The sequence below is a fragment of the Pseudoalteromonas sp. JSTW genome, assembly GCF_013423925.1.
Classification (GTDB): Bacteria; Pseudomonadota; Gammaproteobacteria; order Enterobacterales; family Alteromonadaceae; genus Pseudoalteromonas; species Pseudoalteromonas lipolytica.
This window is the reverse complement of sequence record NZ_CP058972.1, coordinates 1,766,461-1,786,025: the sequence shown is the minus strand read 5'-3', so window position 1 is coordinate 1,786,025 and position 19,565 is coordinate 1,766,461. Positions and strand designations below refer to the sequence as shown.

Here is a 19,565-nt window from a genome sequence, read left to right as displayed (position 1 = left end):
CGGCTGGAAAGGGGTTTACATGCTTTTATGATTCTAATACATCATCAGGTATATCTTTATTTATTTTAATTAAGGCTTGTGCAAGTTCATATTTAAAGTTTAATAATAACTCATCTATGAATAGAGTCTTGATTTCTTTTTCAAGTTGGTTAATTTGTCGTAATAATGAATTAAAAGCCCTTATTTCTACAATAGTTTTTTCACTACTAATCAAAGCGTAAGCGATTATATATTTAACAAAGTAATCAGGCATTTCTTTCGATAACTTCAACATATCATAAAAATCTTTATCATCACCGATTTCATAGAAGAATTCTGAAAATACTGATTCTAAAGTAATTGATGAAACGTAGCAGTAACTACGAGTGAACAGAGCAGAAAATTTATTCTTATCGTATTCCTTAACAGCTTCTTGTATTGATGTACTAGAAGATTCGTTTACTCTAAAAACAGAAATAATATCGTTATCTATTGAGTTTACTGTTAGTTCTGACATTCTACGTGAGAACTCGAGATCAGCCAAAAGATCTTTGACCTTCTTGTTTGTAAATTTATCTGAGAGCTCTCTTACTCTTCTAGAAAATATTTCTAATTTATCTTTTACTTCTTGATTTTTTATTTGTTTTTCAAAATTTTCTCTTTGAATTTTTAGCTCAGTTCTCTGAAAGTCAAGAGCTTGTTTAGTATCTTTCCATGTTCGATACAAGAGCAATATTGAGGCGAAAAATAAAATTGGTGATAGAATATTGTTGAAATAAGTAGCTGTATCAACCCAATTTTTTATAGGTGTTCTAAGGTTAAATTGGAAGTGATCAAAAAACTCATAAATAAAAACACTGCTTGCAATGACTGCAAATATGACAGAGTGAAGGCCATGCTCACTTGGGAATTTTTTTATTTTCTTTTTAAATGACCTGTAGCTCTTAGAAAAACAAATTTTCAATTTTTTATAATTCACAAACCTTCCCTCGTATAAAAATTCCTTTTTACACGAATCTCAATCACTTAACAACTAAGCAGCTCCGCGTATAGAGCGAATAATTGCACCATTACTTTGAATGTTCGCTACAACAACACCCACCACTTCACGCGCAATGTCTTGGCCAATAAGCTGAGCACTTTGTTCATTTGCTGAGCCTTGTACGTTAATTTGGTTTGTAATGCTTAACGTAATACCACGACTAACTGAATCATTAGCTGCAGCAGTTCCTGCGTTATAGCGGCGTGCCATTTGGCTAATTTCAGTGTTTTGTTTAGGGCTTAATACACGCTCACCGCGTTGTAATACATAGGTTGATTCATTTGGTACGTAATCTAAACCACCGTGTGCAATACCTGCTGGTTGTTGTGCTTTAATTTGTCTGACTTGCTGCATACCTTGCATAATTGCAGCAGCTGCGGCGATACCACCCAGTACAGGGCCAACAATAGGAATGGATGCAAGTGATGTAAATGCACCCGTGGCACTTTGATAGGTATTTATAACAGCTTGCGCAATAGCAAAGGCTTTGTAAGCTTTAAATGCCTTTTTGCTTTGGCCAGCCATGCTTTTGAAAGTAGCAGCGCCTAAGCCAACAATGGCCTGTGCTTTGTCTGCTTCAGTTTGTTTTTCAAAATTAGCAAAGGCAACAATGTTACTTTGTAGGGCACCGGCATAGCGGTTCTTAATTTGAAATAAACGCTCTTGGTGGGCAGCCTCATCAGCTTCACGCTGAGAATAATAGCCGGCAGCTGCATTTAATTCAGTTTGACGTTCAAGATCACGAATTTGATTATCAGCGTTGTATTTCAGCTCGCCACTGTCATCGTTAGCAGCCAAACCTAAAGTAGCGCGGCGTTTTGCGTCAACGCGTGCTTGTTGCCTTGCTTGCTCCACACGTAGCTCATTATTATAGGCAGCTAGTTGCTCTCTATCTGCAAACCCTTTAATAATCGCTATACGATTATCTAGATCTTTGCGTAAGTCATTTTTTCGCTTTTCTTCCGCTTGGTTTTGAATACGAGTTTTTTCTGCTTCACGCTTTTCGACTAACGCTTGTACATCGTCAGAGTACTTTGTATCTAACTGTTTAAGAATGGCATCGTATTTTGCTTTATTAGCAACATCGTTTTCACGGGCAGTGATCACCATTTGGCGCTGTTTGTTGTAACTGATCTGTAGCCTTGCTTCCTCACCTGCTAAGCGCTCTTGTAACCGTTTAATATTCTCTGGTAATTCAGATGCAGATTCAGGTTGATCAGACTTAGGTGTGGTCCACTTAATCTCGCTTAAGTTCTTTTCAAAGTTAGCAATCTCTGTGGCCGTGTCCATTAACTTAGCGCGTAACTCTGTTTGCTTATCAATGTACGACTCTAAACTTCTAATTTGTCGGCTATAAGCAGAGGCAGCACGCCCAGTAGGTGCTTGGTCTTGTTGCGCTTTTAAATCAGCAATTTTGCTATAGGCATCTTCAATATTTTTACTGTATTTACTGATTTCATTTTGATTGTTACGTATTTGTGTAGTGGCTTTTTTATTGGCAAGTGTGTCAAAAGCAGTAGATAAATCATAAAGGTTTGTTTCAAGCTTTTTAGCGGCTACGCTTGATGTGTCGCTTTGACTTGCAAAGTAGGCAAGGGCAAGGCCAGCGGTCATGATCACACCGACAGGGCCACCTAAAAATCCCATGGCAACATTTAACCCTCGTGATGCAATCGTTGCTCTAGTCGCCGCTACAGTATAGGCATTAGTCGCTGCAGTAAGGTTCGCTTCAGAGGCGGCGGCTCTATTGTTCGTTGCTGCTAAGCGTGTAATGGCCGCTGCACGTGTCCCTGCAGTTGATGCAGAAACTAACTGACGTTTTGCCGCTGCATTTTCATACAAGGCACGTTCGCGCTCAGCAATCGCATTAATTTTGGCTTGTTTAGCTAGAGCAGCATCAGCAAGTATTGCCTGGTTCTTTGCGGCTACATTTGCAATATATCCTTGCGCACTTGCAGCCAGGCTTGACACTAAACGCCCAGCTAGAACCGTTGCTAATGCGCCTGTAGCAAATACTAAGTCGTCTACAACCTCTTCGTTCTCGCGCAAATAAGCCATTGTGTCAGTTATACTGCCCACAACACTGGTAACAGCAAAGTTTACTGGCTCTTCATATTTACGAATTAAGCGCTGGTATTCATTACCCATTTCAGCAAAGCTTGCGTTTATCTTGCCTTCGGTCGCTTCAGCTGCACCCGCATAATCCTCTAGCGCTTTGATCAAATAGTTTTTAAACATCTGGCTAGTTACTTGGCCATCGTTCACCATTTGTCTAAAACCGCCAGCGGCTTTACCTGCTGCTTTATCGAGTTTTTGTAATAAGCCAGGCATAGGCTCAGTGACTTGGTTTAACTCTTCAGCACGTAACACACCAGCCGTCATACCTTGTGTCATACCAAACAGGCTTTGCCCAAGCTGTACATTGCTTGCGCCTGTTTTTGCAGCCGCATTGGCCATGCCTTCAAGTATTGCTATACCTTGCTCTTGGGTAACTACACCCGCATCTTGAAGCGTTAATATTTTACTGTATGAATCGGCTAGGGTGGTGTAACCGGTGTTTAATCTGTCAGCTGTTTCAAATAAATACGCTTGGACTCTTTCATATTCACGGGTTGAACTTGTTAACCCTTTTAATCGCGTATCAAGCATTTGTGCAGCACCGGTATCACGAACAAACATGGTTGCAGTACCAATACTCACAAGAGTGGTAAGCGTGGCACCTAATTGGCCATACGCAGTATTCATTAAACCAAGCTGGCGATTCATAGCACCTTGTTGGCGCATCACAGTAGCCTGGCTTACGCCTAATTGTTGATTGGCCGCAACTTGGCGTTGAATTGCAGCAGGCACACGATTTAAGTCAGTAACCGTTTTTCGTGTTAATACCTGTTGTTGTCTAGCTGTTTTAGCATACGATAACGCAGCTTTATTTTGAGCTGTAACTTGTCTCTGAATTGACTCAGGAACACGATTTAATTCGGTTACGCTCTGTCTTACACTTGCATTATTCTTTGCCGAAGTTGTTTTTTGAGATACTACTGATTTTTCATTTGCAACTGCTTGTTTATCTATTGCTTTAGGAAGAACATTTAACTCATTAGTGTAATTACGAACAGCGTTACTCTGTTGCTTCATTGCTGCAGCTTGGCTTACACCAACGCGTTGATATGCAGGTATTTGTTCATGTATTGCTATGGGGACTCTGTTTAAAGCAGAAGTTGTTTTACTGAAACTATCAACTTGCTTTGCAGACTCGTCTTTAGCAACCTTTGATTGCTCTTTTGCCGTTTCTTTAATGCGATTGATATCGTTAACGTTCTGACGCGCACCAGCAGTAACAGCTTTACCGTCATAACTTAAGCGTAACGCCAAATTCAAGTTGTTGCTCATCAGGTCGCCTTATCAATCCAATTATGGTGCGCTCAAGGGTTTGTACTTTGTCAAAGTCGGGTTGGGTAAGTGTTATGTTTGCATAGCGCCATGCAATATCAGCCCTGGCATAATCAAGGGCAAACTCAACCCCGTTATTATCCAATTGCCATTGACTCGATGCAGTGGTTATAGCGATTACAGCAACGTGATTAGCCGGCAATACAAATAATGTGTCGTCTTTGTCGTTTTTAGGCGCAGCTTTAACAGGTGCACCAAAGTGGGCTTCGTCGTCATCTAATGTTTGGCTTTGTGCTGCTAGGTCGCCCACAAACCACCTAGCAACATCGTTTAGTTTTTTTCCTGTACACGGTATTGCGCGTTAATGCACTCAACACTTAACCGTGCAGTTATGCCTGGATACGCTAGCATTTCTTCAAGTGTGTCAGTTGCAAAGGGTACTTGCTTACCTTCATCAACAAACTCATCCCAGCCAATAAGTAAGTCACGAACAATTTCCTTATCATTCGCGCCTTGTTTGCTAGTAAGTTCTTCAAGCGTTTGTTCATCAACAATTTTAATTTTCGCTGTGAATTTGAACTGCACCCCCGCAAAGGTAAAATTTAACGGCGCTTCAGCTGATGTGTTTTTCAATTCTTCTAAAAGTTTTAATTTCATTTTTAAGTTCACTTATATGCATTAGTCAGTCGTCTAGCTTCATCCTTTGCGGCTTTATGACTACTAAATTTAAGAATGCCACTGCTATCTTTGCAGTAACTTGGCGCTTTTCCCTTTGGCTTTGCAATGACCGTGTAAAATTCAACAATTCCTGTGTCGATATTTGTGACGTTGACGGCTTGAAAACGCATGGTATTACTCAAATACGATGGTTAATTCATCGTAACCCGCACCACTGGGTACTAGCTTTCCATCAAATTCATAGCCGGTTAATTCAGAGTCAAGGCTTGTGTATTTAGGTGGTGGCATTTGATAACGGCCAATAATGGTGACTTTTTTACCTGCAGCTGTACCGTGTGTAAATTCAAACATCTGTACTTTGCCAACATCATCGAAGGGGTTGAAGCTGGCCAGTTCTTCAGCTGTAAGCGTAAAGTTGGCACTGCTTTCATGACCTGTGATCATAATTCCTTCTTGGTTAATGGCACGGTCAAATATCACATTATTACCTAAGTCCACAGTCAGCTTGTGTAGGGTTCGCTTCACATCATTTAACTTAAAATCAGAGCTATTACTTACACCAAGTACTTCAGGGCGAACCCATCTCGCCCAATCCACTACAGGCGCAGCTGCACTTGCAATAGGCGCACTAAATAAGCCTTTAAACTGCCAATTCAGCATTGGCTTACCTTTTTCAAGTTGTAAGCTCACATTACCTTTCATTTCGCTTATTTCATGCGTGTTCTTACCAAAGCGAACCAGGCATTTAACTGCAACAGCGGCACCTTTGGTAAACGTCACACTTGTAGCATCAGCGACTTGCACCATGCCACAGGCAAGTAATAGGGGCGCAAAGGCAGGCTCATTACCTGCAACGCCACTCATGGCTAAGGGGGTTTTAAAGTTAAGGCTTATGTGCTCACCGTAAAACGTTTCTAGGCTTGCACCGCTGTAGCTTGTTTCAAGCTCGTCTTTTTCGCTTTCGTTCTCGATGGCAAGTTCAACTTCACTTGCGTAAATTGCATGCATGCCTGTGAGTGTGGTGCCCAGGGCATCTGCTAAAATTAACTTATCTTTAAAGCGCCAGCTCATGATTTAACCTCCACTTTAATTAACTCGCCATCTTTCAAGTTAAATGCACCTGCAAGCTCTGTACGAGAAGCCTTGTTACTCGAAAGTACCTTGTTTACATTGTTCGCAATGGCCATAGCACGAGACACTTTAGGCTCTGTAATAACAACGCCTTTTTCTGGTGCTGGTTTTGTCGATTGCGATTCGGTTTGTTTGCTCATGGCATCACCTTCACAGTTACGGTATGAATACCAGTTACACTGAACTGGCACTGATAAATTAAGTTGTTTGTTTCTTTGTTAAGCTCAACAGTGCGGCCTTTATCTAGCTTAATCGGGTCCCATCCTTCAAACTGGCAACCGGCTATGGCTTCTTTCACTTGGCCTCTTAACTCTTTAATTTCGGCATTGCTCGTTGCGTTGCCCGTTATGCAAGGAATAACAATCATCACTGCAAATGTTTCATGCACCTGGTATTCATCAAGCCCTGGTACTTGGTTTGTGTTCTGGTTATCTTCAGCAAGGGGCAAAACAAATAGGTGCGAACTATGCAACGCACGTTTCCTCACTTCGTTAAAGTCACTTGAAAACCCAAGCGTTGCTCTAATTGCAGATTGTTTAAGGACGGTTTCGACCTTGTTTAAATCAAAGTTAAATGACATTTAAACCCTCTTTAAACTCACTTTAAATTAACCAGTCTTCAACGATGTCGTTAATTTCTGCTTCTTGTATTGCTGCTATGCCAAGTATTGGCCGAGCAGTCAGCTTCACGTTTTTATTGCGTCCTGTTTCACCACCAAAGTGGTGTATGGCGGCATACTTTTCACCCAGGCCATGTACTAACGTGTTGTAGCTTACGTTGTGTGTAACAGAGCCAGCTAAGCTGCGTGTATCGGTTAGTGTTAAACCGCCACGGTCTTTTGCAGCTTGTGACTGTTCCCACTTACGCCCTTCAGGTGTCATTTCACGTAAAAAGCGGGTGGTGACGTCCATGTCTAAAAATGCGCCGATATCGTCCAATACATCGGTAGCTCTTTCACTGGTTGTTGCAATTTGGCTCAGGCGGGGCAGTGCATTACCCGATATATCGATAAATACCCCAGCCATCGTTAGTACCTGTCCCAGTCAAATTGAGAGCCTGCAGCTTTTGTTCGCATCCCAGTTCTTGAGCCTGCAGGCGCATCTTCCTTAATTTGGATCACACCTTTACTAACCTTGTCTAATAGGGCCATGGCCTTTTTATTCAGTTCTTTAAGGTGTTCGTCGGCGATATTGGTTGCCAATTCACAGTGCATTAAGTCAATCGCAATGCCTGGCAACACCGACGTGTTAATATCGTCTTGTGTTAACTTAAAACGTGCTACAAAGCCCGTAATAGTGGCGTTAACGTCTTTTTGTGCTTCGCTGTACCAAGCAGCAATCTGCTGTTGCAACTCTGTTTCAGGTTCACCCAGTAACGCCGTTTCTACATCATCACGGGTAGGGTATGCACCTGGCTCTGCAAATTTTGCAGATACAAATTGCAACAGCACATTAATGCCAATTTTGTCGATTACTGTTTGAGTTGTCGTAAACATTCATGCCTCAGTTAGTAAAAAAAGCCCCCGAGCTAGTCGGAACTGGGGGCTTTATCACGGAACAACGCGTTAAAGTTAAACTGCAGGTGTTAGTACATTTGTCAGTAAGATGCCGCAGTCTTTTGCAATAATTTGCTCTTGAACTGCTTCACCAACCATGATTTCAACGCCACCATTTAACCCTGCAGATACATCACGATTGCCTGACGTTCGTGCACCATAACGAGCAGTCAATGCGAATGTCATACGATTATTTTGGAACGACGCAAGCGGGTCGTGATAGGTAAACGACAAGCTGTCTTTCCATGCACTTTGAAGGTTTACTGCTTGACCTTTTTTAGCTGTATTCAAGCGTGCTTGGCCAACTGTCACATGCTCAAGTTCGAGTGTTTCTTTAATGTAACTCCATGGCACTAAGCCCTGGTCGCCACTCGTACCATTAAATGCTTTAAGCAATTTAGGGTGTGTACGTAACTTAGTAGCAACCTTTTGTGACAAGGTCATCGCGTTAGGTCGCATTAACGGCTCATCAAGCATTTCAAGGAAGAATGGCAAGATATCCAGTTCAGGGTCATCTAAAAACTTAAATTCAGCACCAGCAAGAGAGTGGTTATAACCAAAGTTAGCCGCTTTGTTATACAGCTCAGCAACACGAACTTCACGCTGAAGAAGCACAAGATCTGTTAAGCTCTCAGCCGCGTGGGTGCGCGGATTATAGTTAGCTGGTGCATTGGTAACATCATCATTTGGAATAATGTCAGACAGACCATAGTCAGTAACTGAGCCTGTTTTTTGTTCAACACCAAATTCAACTTGGTTCGGACTCGATTTACGGCCAATTTTAGAATCGGTCAGCGTAAATTTTTCACCTTTTTTAAATTCAGTCCATTTGTATGTACGTAAATTAACGGGTGAATATGGCGCTAATAAATCAGCTACGAGCGCTCGATTTCGATAAGCAATGGCAATAGCCGTTTGCTCAGTATCGGGTGTAAATGGCATACCATTACTCATGGCAAAATCCTTAAATAGTTAGTTTTAATTGCCCAAGCGCTTAAGCGCTTGGAATATTTGCTACAAGATGCGGGTTCAGAAACACATCACCAATCGTGCCTGCTGCCCCGTCTTCCATGACCCAGCCAGCAACATATAGCTCGGCTTCACCGACAAAGTTTGCTACGTCAAATGCAATGGCTTTGCCTTCTGCGTCTGCAATCACAGGAGTACCGGCTACAAGCTCTTCACCAAATTCAACCGGTGCGCTTTGCGTCATTACAACATCAACACGTAGGTGGTCATCGGTTCCTTGCTCTGTTACACCTGCAAACATGGCATCAGCACCGGTTGCTAACGCAACTTGAAAGTCAGCTGCTGCAGATACAATGCAGAGGCGATTAGGGGGAATTTCACCCTCTGAACTAAAGTTTCTAATAAATCCTGGTTGCGCCATGATTTTATGCCTTCTTAATGTGGTCTAACGCAGACGAGATACTAATCGTAATGCCTTTGTCAGATTGTGACTTTTGATACTCAAGCGCTTTAGCAGCAAGCACTTCAGCTGTGTCGTTGCCGTCTTCGTCGTTTGTATCATCTTTACTAAACTCGCTGGTTAAGCCAGTTTGCTCTGGTAAGCCTTTTAAAAAGCCTTTAAACCATTCTGCGGGTTTAAGTGTTTGGCTCTCGCCATCCGCTGCAGCGAACTCAAAGGTTGTGTCGCCATCGTCTAGGCTTGCCATAAATTCAGCAACGCCATCTGTGTTAGTTAAGCGTGGTGCATCACCACTGTTAACTTCATCAGTGATAAACGTTTTGGCAGCAGTTACACGCTGGGTGTATTCAAGTTGCTTGTTCTTGGCATTGGCTGCATCAAGTTGGTCTTGAAGTGCCTTCTTTTCTTCTTCGTCCATCGCATTATCCTCATTGGTCGGGGGCGTGGCGTCATCATCGCCACCTTTACTAAATTCGGCATTACCTTTGGCTCGCTCATGCTCAGCAATAATGGTTTCTTCTTTTAACCACTCTGATTCGTATTCGGGCACAACTTTATCTGCCGCTTCACTACCAAAACGGTCAGTTATGAAGTTGCGTAAATTGCCCATAAGGCGTGTGAGGGTGTTTGATGTGCGTAGCGATATACTGTCCATATCACCTGCAGCAAATTCAAAGGTAAGGGTGTCAGCATTCTCATCCTGGTTAAATTGCCAGGCTAAACCGTCAACAGCAGGAGGCTTGCCACCTAAGTAACCAATGTGGGCAAGTTTGTAGCCGTTTTCGACTTTTTCTAATTTAACTGAGCGGTTAGGGTAGCGCTTATCTTCAACGGCTTGAGCAAACTCACTACTTACTTCATCTGCTTTAGCGTAAAGTACGCCGTCTTCGGCTTTTAGTTCACTGGCCCAACCCCATGCTGGTGAATCCATTTTAGGGTGGCCGATAACAAGCGGTGCGGTTTTAGGTGTAAAGTTAGTAACAACGCTATTTAAATCAGCGTTACTAAAAGTTTGGGTATTGCCTTTGCTGTCTGTTTGGGTACCAGCTTTAAAAACTTCAAACCAATCGAACTGTGTATTTGTGCTTGCTTTCTTTGCCATGATGTAAGTGCCAAAAATGAATTAACTGGCACCTAGTTTATGAATCAAAGAAAAGGGAGGCTGCTGGAAAAGACTTTACAGCTAAGGGTATGGGGTAACTAATATAGGCTAAGCGGGTATCAAAAAAGTCGCAAGGAATTTTTATGGCCCACTGTTCAAGTTGTCAAACAGCTCTAACGAAAGACGAGCAAACATATCTAGATGGTCAATGCTCTGACTGTGAGTATGACAGCCATGCTCAAGCATATTTGTTATGTACGTTTTGTAATTCACCACTCTATACACCCATTAAGTTAAATGGATATTTTTATTGTTCAAATAAATGCGCTCATAAAAAAGAGCCAAGGCGAGGGCGAAAGAGTTAAATCTTGTAAAATTGGTATACCAACTTAAATACACCTTTAAATATTCATTAAACCAAGTTTAAACCGTGTTTAAATTTAACTGAGAGCGTTTAAACGACTTAAACACGAGCCATTACAGCCAATCACAAAAACACACGCCTTAAAATCGCTTACAGGCGTTTCTCCCCTTTTTTAAAACTGTGCTAAAAAAATAAGCCCCCTTAGTCAAAAAACTAAGAGGGCTTAACCCAACATAAAAAAGTGAAGATGAATAAACCGCTTGATTTATTTGATGCTATTTTTTCCCATGTCGAAAGCAAGGTCGCAGGCAATTAGGTCGTGCTGGCTTAGGAAGCCACCACCTGCAGCATAGGCAGCAATAAGCAATGGGCGGTTACTGTATTGTATGCCCATTTGCTTGCATTCCTTCTTAAGCAACTCTACAACACGCATGCTAATAACAAGCGACTCATCAACCGTCATTCCATGTAAAGTACTCTTTAGTTCAACCGATTGAATTAAAGTTTCTTCTGGCGAGGCTATTGGTCCTGCAAATTCAAATTTACCGTCAAGCTCAGCAACAGAAATAGTTTTAGGATCTGTGATAAAAAGCGCATCGTCCAATATAACAACTTCTCTTACATGCGGCTTCTGCAAATAGACGTTCTGCTCAGGGAGAAAAATTCTAAACCAGTAGTGCCCTGGTAGTGTGGGCTTTGTTTTTGTCCAGGTTAAGTTAGTCATCATCTTTCTCCGCTCAATTAATAGGGTTCAAAACAAATAGAGTTATTGAGCGTCTAAGATATCGATAGGTGGTAACAAGTGCTGAGGGAAAAACCTTTACATATAAAAATGCTGTCGATAATGTAATCAACAGGATTAAAAACAAAAAAGGAAACACATGAAAAGGCTACTTTTAACCCTCTCAGTTGTGGCAGCTCTCAGTGGTTGTAAGACAACTGAAGATGCTTATAGAGCAAGTGCATCTTTAACATACCCTGCAGAACCTTCTTATGCAGATGTTTTACTCTCACTAAATTCTCCCATTATCCTCGATAGTTTCAAATGCTATGCCAGTAACATGGACATATCTGACAATATCTCACCAAAAGGTGATCAAGGTTATTACTGCTACAAAGTTATAGGACAAACTGGAACTATGGTCTTTGATGGGAAACAATTCATTGGGCTTGAAAAGTTTAATGAAGTAATGCGTAAACATGACGATGTTTACAAGTTCACTTCCCCTGTTCATAACCGAGTGGCTAACACATCAGTATTTAAACTTAAGTCTTCAACTGATCTAACTAAAGCAGAAAACCAGCAAGCTCAAGTAATTAGCGGTTGTTATAAAAAAACAAATTATCAAAACGACGTATTAGCAAAAGTTATTTCAAGTAAAAAAACCCCATGGAAAGCTAAATTAGTAAATATAGATGAATCAAGCGTTGGCGTTACTGCCTATCTTTTACCTGTATCATTCAATAGCAAATATCATGATAAATTTGAATTCCGCGCTGATATACTTTTAAAAGAGAAATCTGGTTTAGCCAATTACAACATAGGTGACGTAATAGAGTTTGAAGGTGATCTAGTCTTGATCACAAAAGGGACTATTTTGAATGACTATGCGTGTACTGCTAGTTTTAAAAATGGTCGTTTCCTTTAGTTAAAAAGCCCCTAACTAGGGGCTTTTTCATTTCTAAATAGCTTTGAAGTGACACTTAATGGAAATCCTATACAGATGCTAGTACCTGAACTACTACTTTTGAAATTTAATTTGGCTTTATATTTTTTAGCAATGTCTCTCATCACATATAAACCTAGGCCATATTTAAAAGTACGAGCATAGAGACTACACCCTATACCATTATCTAAGATTGACACATGAACTTGGTTTCTAACTTGCTCTACGAATACTTCCACTTGATTTGCCTTGCCATGGTCAACAGAGTTTCTAATTGAATGATAAACTAAAGCATATATATCACGTTCAAGATCACTTTCTAATTTCTTATTGTTACTTATCGATATTGTATATTCGAAATTAAGATTAATTTGCTCGAATTGAAGCGCTGCCTTCAAAGCATCCAACCCTTGTTGAATAGTTCTTTTACCTAATGCTGCATTACCGTGAGCTAAAGGTACAAGCTCATCAATTGCTTTATCGAGCTCAACTAATCCATCGGCAAGTTTATTTAAATCTGGACTACTACACGCACTTTTTGCGCGTATCAGAGTTGTTAGGATCTTATTAAGTTCGCAAGAACCTAGCATGTTATATAGCTTTTTATGTACACCATAGTTGGCTTTGAGTAATAAGACGACAACTAAAATAATTAAGCTAATGATTAATGCAGGTGTAAGAAAAATTAAGACTGTAACAGCTGCTGATTCATACCACTTTCCAAAGAACGTCAATGTAATTGGCTTACCTTTAACCCATTGTCCGCCATTGATTCTACTCTTGTAATTTACTTCGTATGTTCCTGGTCTAATGTTATGAAAGTTAATCACGCCACTTTCAACATTAATCCAATCATTGTTAATTGAATATGCATATTCACTTTTGCCTACAAAACTTCCATTTGAAATATATAAACTTACTTGCTTACTGGCATCATAGCGCTCTAGCTGGTCACTAAGGTATGTATTACCAACTCGAATTGTTTTTATCGATGGTTCAAGTTGTGTGGGTTTGTTAGCAAGCTTAATAGTAGTAAGACCAAATTGGGTACCAAAAGTAAGTTCATTACTATTTTCTAACAACATTGAGTTAGGTGTAACATTTAAACCTGATGTACCTGGCATTAATGAGTACATATAATCGTTGTACCTATACACACCATCTATGGTGCCTATGAACAAATCATTTTGGTGAACGATTAAATCAATAATACTTTGGGGGCTATCAATTCTTGTTAATTTTGAATCTTGATATTTGAACAGTCCGTTGCCAAAAGTTCCAAAGAAGATAGCGTTTTGATATTTAACAGCATCGACAACAATACCAATTTCACTACCATGATAACCAATTCTGTTAAGCTTATCTTTTGAGTAAAAACCTTCTGCAGACAAAATATAAGTATTATCTTCTATAAACTTAACATCTAAGATCTCATTGTTATGAAGAAGTGAATTAACATCATATAGATCAAGAAAGTGTTCTCCATCATACGTAAAAACACCTTCAAAACTTGAAGACACAAATAATAATTTTGATTTTTTGCTTAAACCAATTACATATCTATCATAAAGTTTTTCTGAAGTATTGTTTTTAAAATTGTACTTTGTAAGCCCTTTATTACTTGCAATATACAAAGTCTCATCAATGACTTCTAAGTCAGTGATGACGTATCCATATTCCTTTGGGTCACCTATCAAAGTAAACTTATCACCAACTTTTTTATATACACCTTGTTCGGTTCCTACAAAGAAACCACCTTCAGAGAGAACTTTAATATTGTAATCAGAAGAAATTGGCAAGCTGATTTGAGTGATTGCGGCTGGTTTTATTTGTACATTATTACTCGAAATAAACCACATATTTTCAGCATCATCTTTGAAAATTCTACGAATAGGGGAGTTAACCACATTTACTTTTTCATTTATTACTGAAAAATCCATTAAGTTAAGATGTACTACAGCTCCATTTTTTTCAATGAACACCGTGTTACCTAAAGCGTAAATTGATTTTGGCATCGTTGGCCATGGTATAGATTTACTCTTACCGAAAGAGTCATAGTAATACAATGCCTGGTCTCTCCATGCTACAAGCCCATATTCATTGTTACTAATTTTTGTATACATTGCAGGTGTTTTGTCTATCAATTTTGCTGTATTACCATCAACCATGAATAAACCTACATCAGTATCAATGTACCCATCGGCTATAGAATGAACTTTTAGATCATCTGGTAATAGCTTCAAAGGTTCTAACTTTTTACCTTCGTATTCATAGCTATTTAATTTATGGCCACGTAAGCAATAAATAACATTTTCAATAATCCCAATTCTCCAACACCCAGAATTCGTAAGTAGACTAGTTTGATTGTTGTTTAGGTCTATTCTGTAAAGACCTAAGTCACCATAGGCCAAAAGTAGTTCATTGTTTTTTTCAAGGTACCTTACGTCTTCGAGCCAATTATTAGGGACTTCAAAAAGATCAGATAACGGAACATAGTTTTCGCCATCAAGTCTAAAACCTCCTTTTTGGCTGGCTTGATAAATAAAACCACTTTTATCTTGAGTGATACCAAAGCTGTATCCTGCTAGCTCAGTTGCAGGGCTAAAATAGGCTATAAATAACAAAGTAAGGTAAAAAACTGATTTCAAAAGCGTGTGTTCCATGCGTAAAACTAGGGCTTTAAGCCCTAGCCTCCATATATTTTATTATTGTAATTCGCTTGGGTTATGACTCCGAGTACCGCATAACTGTAAGATTGCAGGCCCAGTATTAGCGCTAACCGTTTTAGTACTACTAAACTCTTGCAATTCAACAACTTTAGTAGATTCATTGGGCCATTCCAATGCTCCAAAAGCATTAATTAACAGCATGGTGGGTTTTCTTGGGTCATCTGGATTAGCTTTTGTAAGCCAGGCTTGTTTCACTTTTTCTCCAGCTGCTTGGCCATAAAGTTCTGAGTAGGCATGTGCCAAGAACTTAGCTCCTTGTTCGGTAGTTATGATCAAACCAGTTTCAGAGAAGTCAGAGCCGCAATCAAAGCTCATATCAACCGTCATATCACTACCATCAGGCATAAGTAACGTTGAATTAATATGTTTTACTTGCGCTCGATCACTTAAAGGTTCGAGCGCAGAAGTAGGGAGGGTTAGTGCCATTAAGGCTACAATAGCAAAAGTTTTTAAATAGGTTTTCATTTCACATCCTAAAGAAATTAAACCAGTTTGAGACTACTCCTCGCAATAGCTGTAACAATAGCTCGATCACATTCATACTCAAGAGCTGCATCAACAAGTATTGGCCTTAGCGACTTGCGTACTGCAAGTAACCTTTCAACTGGAAGATCATTTTTTGTAACAACCTCATCCATTATTGATTCCACCAAATTATCAATATGAATAACTTCTTCTTTGACAAGATGGTAAGAACTTTCAGGTTTTGGTTCATTCAGTTGAAGATTAGATTTACTGCTCGTGTGCTTTAATCCAAATATGTGATCAAGTGAAATGCCTCTATCAACACAGGCTTTAACAATTCCCTCATATGGTAATGTGCCCCTATTCATTGCATTTAAAAATGCAGACTGAGACAACCCCATAGCAAGTGAAAGTGCTCTTTCACTACCAACACCAAATTCTTTTTTTAGCTTTTGTGCAGCTAGCTCTATATCAACTTTTTTTAAAGTATCAGTAGTCATAATTACTTGTCAATACAAATGTAATGTTAAAAAATACAAAAATAATGTTATGGGTCACTTGACAATACATATGTAATGATACAAATTAAAAAACGAACAAAACATTACAGATGTATGCAACTAACTTTACATAGGATAACTTAGCATGAAATCTAACGGTTTAGTATTTGAAGATATACGCAATAAATTGCATGAAAAAGATATTCTTCTCACCGATATTGCAGAGGCATTAAAAGTTTCTCGCTCTCACGTTTACTCAATTGCAAAGCGATTAAACAAATCTCAGCCTGTAGCAGAGGCTATTTGTTCAGCTTTAGAGCTAACTCTTGAAGAAGTCTTTGGCGACACTTACGTAGGGCACCAGCCTAGAGGTAGAAAAGACCGCGCATCAAGAAAACAGCAAGTTATTAATGCAATTAGAAATAAAAAACCGATTCCTGCACCAACTTACAACTAATTGGTTGAATTAATCCAATAAATCTACAGGGAAAAATTACCATGAAAATTACTGATTTAACGCCGATATTCAACCAAGATGATGCACCTAATTGTGATGTATACCATCAGTTTCTATATGCTGTGAACGCAGCTGCCAGAACATGTGGTCTCACAAGGCAAGGGATAGTTAACCGCATGAATCAAGCTTTAAAAGTTGATGATGTTGTAATTAATGAAACTCTTTTGAATAAATACCTTGCTCCAGGTACTGAAAAGTATCTACCAGCGCATCAGTTACCAGCATTGTTATGGGCCATCAAAAGCATAGAACCTCTAAACGTATTACTTGAACCTCTATTATTCAAAGCCGTAGACCAGCGATCACAACTTTTAGAAAAGCATGCTGAACTTCAAATGGAGATTGAAAAATTTTCTGAACAGCAACGCGAAATTCAAAAAACTTTATTGCCCTCTAGCAGTAATCAATAACCCAAATTTCTAGGTAAAACTATGACTATCAAAGACCAAGAACCGTCTGAAATTCAGGTTTTCAGTGCTGAAGAACAACAACAGTTAACATCCAAAATTGAAACTATGGCTGGCCAGATTAATTTTGTAATGCCTCAATCAATTGAAGAAGCTTGGCAATTGGTTGTTCGTATGGAAGAGCAAGCACTAATTGATACCGCAAAGCGGGGCTTAGTTTACATGTCACTTAAAGTAAATTCACAGCATGGCGAATTTGAAAACAAGTTGCGTGACTATTCATTAGCCCCAAGAACAGTTAGAGAGTCAATGACTGTTGCCAAAATGTTTCTATCTCTGCCGGAGTCAAAACGGCGGACGTCCGCCGTTTTAAACATGAACAAAAGCAAGCTGATTGAAATGGCGCGTTTACCTGTTGAAACCGTTGAAGCGCTAGACGAAGACGACCTAGAAACGCTTAACGAGTTATCTGTACGTGAGTTTAGAAAAGAGATTAAAAAACTCAAAGAAAAACAAACAGACATTGAAGAACAAAATGCCACGCTTATTAACGCACTTGAAAATGAGCGCTTACATAAAGCGCCAAAGCAAATGTATGGCATACCAACCTTGTGCGCCCAAGTGCGCAAAGAGGCATTTGCCCACTCAAGCATTGTTAATGAATCACTAGAGCAAAACATAAGCGAAATTGAAGCGCTAATTCAGCAGCGCGACCTTGACCTAGATGCACGTATCGGAGCTGCACAAACTGTTTACCACTTATGGCTAGGCGTAAACCTTCGCATTACCAAGGTGCTTAAGAGTGTGGTGGCAGAATTTGGCGACGAGCATTTTGCAGGCCCCGAAACATTGCCCGCCTTTAGCGAAGACGAATGGCAAGACGCCCAAGCCAACCGAGAGTTCATGATGGCGCAATATAGCGACCGTTACCACACCCGCAAAGGAGACAAATAATGCACCCAGCCGTGATCAAATTTAAAAATTTACCCGTGCAACAGGTCGACTCACCGTGGAATAGTGCTAGTAATAAAGCCCGTAATACCGCACAAACGCGTGCTGCTATTGTGGTGTATTTATTAAAACAACAGCACAGTGGCTTGTCGGATGCGTTTAATACGCTAACCGAGCAAGTACGCCAAGGCATTGCCCCTACATTAGTACAAAACGCCGTACAGGCACTTGGGAAGTTACCAGCGCGCGCTACTGTGTATAACTGGTTTAATGCATATAAAGAGCAAGGTTTACCAGGACTATTACCCAACCACAAAGGCAAAGCACAAACACAATACAGCTGGCTTGCACGTTGTTTAGAGCTTTACCACAGCCCAAATAGCCCTAGCTTTGCGCAAGTGGCCGATCAACTAAACAAAGAAGGTTATAAAGCAGAGCACCATCAAGTACGCCGTTTTATTAATGGCTTACCGCATGAACTAGGCCCACAAAGCCCGTATCGTATGGGTGCTAAGTTGTACCGTGAAAAGCATAAAGATCATTTATTGCGTTCAACAGAAAACATTAAGCCTGGTGTTTTATATAACGGTGATGGCCATACGCTTGATGTTTACTTAGCACACCCTAAAACAGGTAAACCATACCGCGCAGAGCTTACTGCGTTTCAAGATGTGGGTAGCCGCTGCATTGTTGGCTGGGAACTGGGCTTTGCTGAGAACGCAGTAGATACATTAACAGCAATCAGCCGTTCTATGCGTGACTTAAACCACGTACCCGCCATGTTTTATTTAGATAACGGCTCTGGTTACAAAAACAAATTAATGAACGATGAAACAACTGGCTTTTATGCGCAGTTTGAAATCGACGTAATTTTTGCAATACCAGGCAATGCACGAGCTAAGTGGATAGAACGCTTTTTCTTACACATGGAAGACCGCGTTGGTAAACGTTTTAGTACTTACTGTGGCCGCCATCACGATGATCGCCATAAACGATTAGTGCTTAAAGAAGCAAAGCAAGGCAAACGTGAACTACCCACTGTAGATGAATGGATTGCTGAGTTTAAAGCCTTTTTAAATGATTACCACAACAGCGAACACCCAGAAATCAAGGGTAAAACACGCCAGCAAGTGTGGGACGAAGGCTTAGAACGTGTACCACCACTTGAATCTGATTTTGTAGTACTACCACGTGAATTAGTAAACATTCGTCGCGGTCGCTTCCGCTTACATAAGCGCGATTATTCAGGTGACTTCCTACATCAGTTTAATGGCCAGCAGCTTATAGCTGCATACGACATGCAAGACGACACCTACACCAAGCTTTATAAGTTAAACGGTGAGTTCTTAATGTACGCCAACCTTAAAGCTAAGTCGCATGCGATACCAACATCACGCGTTGAAGAAGCAGTTGGCAAACGTTTAGCAGGCCGTGAAAACCGATTACAAAAGAAAATTCAAGAAGTCCGTGCTCAAGAAACAACGGGTCGAATTATTGATTTTGCTGCAGTTGAGCAATATGCAGAGCCAATTAAAGCAATAGAAGAAAAACAAGTTCCAGTGAACATTTTTGACTATAGCGCTGCACCAATCAAGCAAGAGCAACCGATTAGTTTAGAAGAGCTTTTGAGCCCAGTTACAAGTGATGAAAAGGAATAAA

At 40.2% G+C, this 19,565-nt stretch carries 22 protein-coding genes; 5 read left to right on the top strand and 17 right to left on the bottom strand.

Annotated features, from left to right (window positions below):
• Window positions 1-25: 25 nt before the first annotated feature.
• The 14 genes from GZH31_RS08220 to GZH31_RS08155 all read right to left on the bottom strand — a co-directional run bounded on the left by GZH31_RS08220 (window position 26) and on the right by GZH31_RS08155 (window position 11,397).
• Complete coding sequence (locus GZH31_RS08220; protein ID WP_180311594.1) at window positions 26-958, bottom strand: hypothetical protein; 933 nt, start codon at window positions 956-958, stop codon at window positions 26-28.
• A gap of 54 nt (window positions 959-1,012) precedes the next feature.
• Window positions 1,013-4,411, bottom strand: a complete 3,399-nt coding sequence (locus GZH31_RS08215; RefSeq protein WP_257473697.1) for a tape measure protein — start codon at window positions 4,409-4,411, stop codon at window positions 1,013-1,015.
• Complete coding sequence (locus GZH31_RS08210) at window positions 4,371-4,721, bottom strand: hypothetical protein (protein WP_180311593.1); 351 nt, start codon at window positions 4,719-4,721, stop codon at window positions 4,371-4,373. The genes GZH31_RS08215 and GZH31_RS08210 overlap by 41 nt, the downstream gene beginning before the upstream one ends.
• 20 nt (window positions 4,722-4,741) lie before the next feature.
• Entirely contained in the window at window positions 4,742-5,068 is a 327-nt protein-coding gene (locus GZH31_RS08205; protein ID WP_180311592.1) for a hypothetical protein, read from the bottom strand.
• An 8-nt stretch (window positions 5,069-5,076) separates the two neighbouring features.
• Window positions 5,077-5,259: a hypothetical protein gene (locus tag GZH31_RS08200; protein ID WP_180311591.1), complete on the bottom strand. Its 183-nt coding sequence runs from the start codon at window positions 5,257-5,259 to the stop codon at window positions 5,077-5,079.
• A gap of 4 nt (window positions 5,260-5,263) precedes the next feature.
• Window positions 5,264-6,160, bottom strand: coding sequence for a hypothetical protein (locus tag GZH31_RS08195; protein ID WP_180311590.1), 897 nt, complete (start codon window positions 6,158-6,160; stop codon window positions 5,264-5,266).
• Window positions 6,157-6,360, bottom strand: a complete 204-nt coding sequence (locus GZH31_RS08190; RefSeq protein ID WP_180311589.1) for a hypothetical protein — start codon at window positions 6,358-6,360, stop codon at window positions 6,157-6,159. The genes GZH31_RS08195 and GZH31_RS08190 overlap by 4 nt, the downstream gene beginning before the upstream one ends.
• The gene (locus GZH31_RS08185; RefSeq protein WP_180311588.1) at window positions 6,357-6,800 is read right to left on the bottom strand and encodes a hypothetical protein; all 444 of its coding nucleotides are present in this window, start codon (window positions 6,798-6,800) and stop codon (window positions 6,357-6,359) included. The genes GZH31_RS08190 and GZH31_RS08185 overlap by 4 nt, the downstream gene beginning before the upstream one ends.
• Window positions 6,801-6,822: 22 nt before the next feature.
• Window positions 6,823-7,245: a phage virion morphogenesis protein gene (locus tag GZH31_RS08180; RefSeq protein ID WP_180311587.1), complete on the bottom strand. Its 423-nt coding sequence runs from the start codon at window positions 7,243-7,245 to the stop codon at window positions 6,823-6,825.
• A gap of 2 nt (window positions 7,246-7,247) precedes the next feature.
• A complete protein-coding gene (locus GZH31_RS08175) occupies window positions 7,248-7,715 on the bottom strand; it encodes a phage protein Gp36 family protein (protein ID WP_063530167.1) in 468 nt (155 codons plus the stop codon).
• 75 nt (window positions 7,716-7,790) lie between these two features.
• Window positions 7,791-8,729, bottom strand: coding sequence for a capsid protein (locus GZH31_RS08170; protein ID WP_180311586.1), 939 nt, complete (start codon window positions 8,727-8,729; stop codon window positions 7,791-7,793).
• A 40-nt stretch (window positions 8,730-8,769) separates the two neighbouring features.
• Entirely contained in the window at window positions 8,770-9,165 is a 396-nt protein-coding gene (locus GZH31_RS08165; protein WP_180311585.1) for a hypothetical protein, read from the bottom strand.
• A gap of 4 nt (window positions 9,166-9,169) precedes the next feature.
• Window positions 9,170-10,306: a hypothetical protein gene (locus GZH31_RS08160; protein ID WP_180311584.1), complete on the bottom strand. Its 1,137-nt coding sequence runs from the start codon at window positions 10,304-10,306 to the stop codon at window positions 9,170-9,172.
• Between the two features lie 629 nt (window positions 10,307-10,935).
• Entirely contained in the window at window positions 10,936-11,397 is a 462-nt protein-coding gene (locus tag GZH31_RS08155; protein ID WP_180311583.1) for a hypothetical protein, read from the bottom strand.
• Window positions 11,398-11,551: 154 nt separating this feature from the next.
• On the opposite strand from GZH31_RS08155, the gene GZH31_RS08150 reads away from it, so the two are divergent.
• On the top strand, window positions 11,552-12,319 hold the full coding sequence (locus GZH31_RS08150) for a hypothetical protein (RefSeq protein ID WP_180311582.1): 768 nt from the start codon (window positions 11,552-11,554) through the stop codon (window positions 12,317-12,319).
• Between the two features lie 11 nt (window positions 12,320-12,330).
• Here the strand turns inward: GZH31_RS08150 and GZH31_RS08145 are convergent, their stop codons facing one another.
• The 3 genes from GZH31_RS08145 to GZH31_RS08135 are packed head-to-tail and all read right to left on the bottom strand — an operon-like array spanning window position 12,331 to window position 16,031.
• Complete coding sequence (locus GZH31_RS08145) at window positions 12,331-15,000, bottom strand: ATP-binding protein (protein WP_180311581.1); 2,670 nt, start codon at window positions 14,998-15,000, stop codon at window positions 12,331-12,333.
• Between the two features lie 42 nt (window positions 15,001-15,042).
• Window positions 15,043-15,531 carry a hypothetical protein gene (locus tag GZH31_RS08140; RefSeq protein WP_180311580.1) on the bottom strand — a complete coding sequence of 163 codons (489 nt, stop codon included), beginning with the start codon at window positions 15,529-15,531 and terminating at the stop codon, window positions 15,043-15,045.
• A gap of 17 nt (window positions 15,532-15,548) precedes the next feature.
• Window positions 15,549-16,031 carry a hypothetical protein gene (locus GZH31_RS08135; RefSeq protein WP_063705208.1) on the bottom strand — a complete coding sequence of 161 codons (483 nt, stop codon included), beginning with the start codon at window positions 16,029-16,031 and terminating at the stop codon, window positions 15,549-15,551.
• A gap of 145 nt (window positions 16,032-16,176) precedes the next feature.
• Here GZH31_RS08135 and GZH31_RS08130 point away from each other — a divergent pair, with 145 nt between their 5' ends.
• From GZH31_RS08130 to GZH31_RS08115, 4 genes are read left to right on the top strand one after another with little or no spacing between them, the layout of a single operon-like run.
• A complete protein-coding gene (locus tag GZH31_RS08130) occupies window positions 16,177-16,488 on the top strand; it encodes a helix-turn-helix transcriptional regulator (protein WP_063705210.1) in 312 nt (103 codons plus the stop codon).
• Window positions 16,489-16,529: 41 nt separating this feature from the next.
• Window positions 16,530-16,958: a hypothetical protein gene (locus tag GZH31_RS08125; protein ID WP_180311579.1), complete on the top strand. Its 429-nt coding sequence runs from the start codon at window positions 16,530-16,532 to the stop codon at window positions 16,956-16,958.
• A gap of 21 nt (window positions 16,959-16,979) precedes the next feature.
• Complete coding sequence (locus GZH31_RS08120) at window positions 16,980-17,909, top strand: hypothetical protein (protein WP_180311578.1); 930 nt, start codon at window positions 16,980-16,982, stop codon at window positions 17,907-17,909.
• On the top strand, window positions 17,909-19,564 hold the full coding sequence (locus GZH31_RS08115) for a Mu transposase C-terminal domain-containing protein (protein WP_180311577.1): 1,656 nt from the start codon (window positions 17,909-17,911) through the stop codon (window positions 19,562-19,564). The genes GZH31_RS08120 and GZH31_RS08115 overlap by 1 nt, the downstream gene beginning before the upstream one ends.
• Window position 19,565 lies beyond the last annotated feature (1 nt).

Coding starts and splice junctions, on each gene's coding strand:
- GZH31_RS08215 (WP_257473697.1), bottom strand. CDS start 4,411: ATGAGCAACAACTTGAATTTGGCGTTACGCTTAAGTTATGACGGTAAA.
- GZH31_RS08205 (WP_180311592.1), bottom strand. CDS start 5,068: ATGAAATTAAAACTTTTAGAAGAATTGAAAAACACATCAGCTGAAGCG.
- GZH31_RS08200 (WP_180311591.1), bottom strand. CDS start 5,259: ATGCGTTTTCAAGCCGTCAACGTCACAAATATCGACACAGGAATTGTT.
- GZH31_RS08195 (WP_180311590.1), bottom strand. CDS start 6,160: ATGAGCTGGCGCTTTAAAGATAAGTTAATTTTAGCAGATGCCCTGGGC.
- GZH31_RS08190 (WP_180311589.1), bottom strand. CDS start 6,360: ATGAGCAAACAAACCGAATCGCAATCGACAAAACCAGCACCAGAAAAA.
- GZH31_RS08185 (WP_180311588.1), bottom strand. CDS start 6,800: ATGTCATTTAACTTTGATTTAAACAAGGTCGAAACCGTCCTTAAACAA.
- GZH31_RS08180 (WP_180311587.1), bottom strand. CDS start 7,245: ATGGCTGGGGTATTTATCGATATATCGGGTAATGCACTGCCCCGCCTG.
- GZH31_RS08175 (WP_063530167.1), bottom strand. CDS start 7,715: ATGTTTACGACAACTCAAACAGTAATCGACAAAATTGGCATTAATGTG.
- GZH31_RS08170 (WP_180311586.1), bottom strand. CDS start 8,729: ATGAGTAATGGTATGCCATTTACACCCGATACTGAGCAAACGGCTATT.
- GZH31_RS08165 (WP_180311585.1), bottom strand. CDS start 9,165: ATGGCGCAACCAGGATTTATTAGAAACTTTAGTTCAGAGGGTGAAATT.
- GZH31_RS08160 (WP_180311584.1), bottom strand. CDS start 10,306: ATGGCAAAGAAAGCAAGCACAAATACACAGTTCGATTGGTTTGAAGTT.
- GZH31_RS08155 (WP_180311583.1), bottom strand. CDS start 11,397: ATGATGACTAACTTAACCTGGACAAAAACAAAGCCCACACTACCAGGG.
- GZH31_RS08150 (WP_180311582.1), top strand. CDS start 11,552: ATGAAAAGGCTACTTTTAACCCTCTCAGTTGTGGCAGCTCTCAGTGGT.
- GZH31_RS08145 (WP_180311581.1), bottom strand. CDS start 15,000: ATGGAACACACGCTTTTGAAATCAGTTTTTTACCTTACTTTGTTATTT.
- GZH31_RS08140 (WP_180311580.1), bottom strand. CDS start 15,531: ATGAAAACCTATTTAAAAACTTTTGCTATTGTAGCCTTAATGGCACTA.
- GZH31_RS08135 (WP_063705208.1), bottom strand. CDS start 16,031: ATGACTACTGATACTTTAAAAAAAGTTGATATAGAGCTAGCTGCACAA.
- GZH31_RS08130 (WP_063705210.1), top strand. CDS start 16,177: ATGAAATCTAACGGTTTAGTATTTGAAGATATACGCAATAAATTGCAT.
- GZH31_RS08125 (WP_180311579.1), top strand. CDS start 16,530: ATGAAAATTACTGATTTAACGCCGATATTCAACCAAGATGATGCACCT.
- GZH31_RS08120 (WP_180311578.1), top strand. CDS start 16,980: ATGACTATCAAAGACCAAGAACCGTCTGAAATTCAGGTTTTCAGTGCT.
- GZH31_RS08115 (WP_180311577.1), top strand. CDS start 17,909: ATGCACCCAGCCGTGATCAAATTTAAAAATTTACCCGTGCAACAGGTC.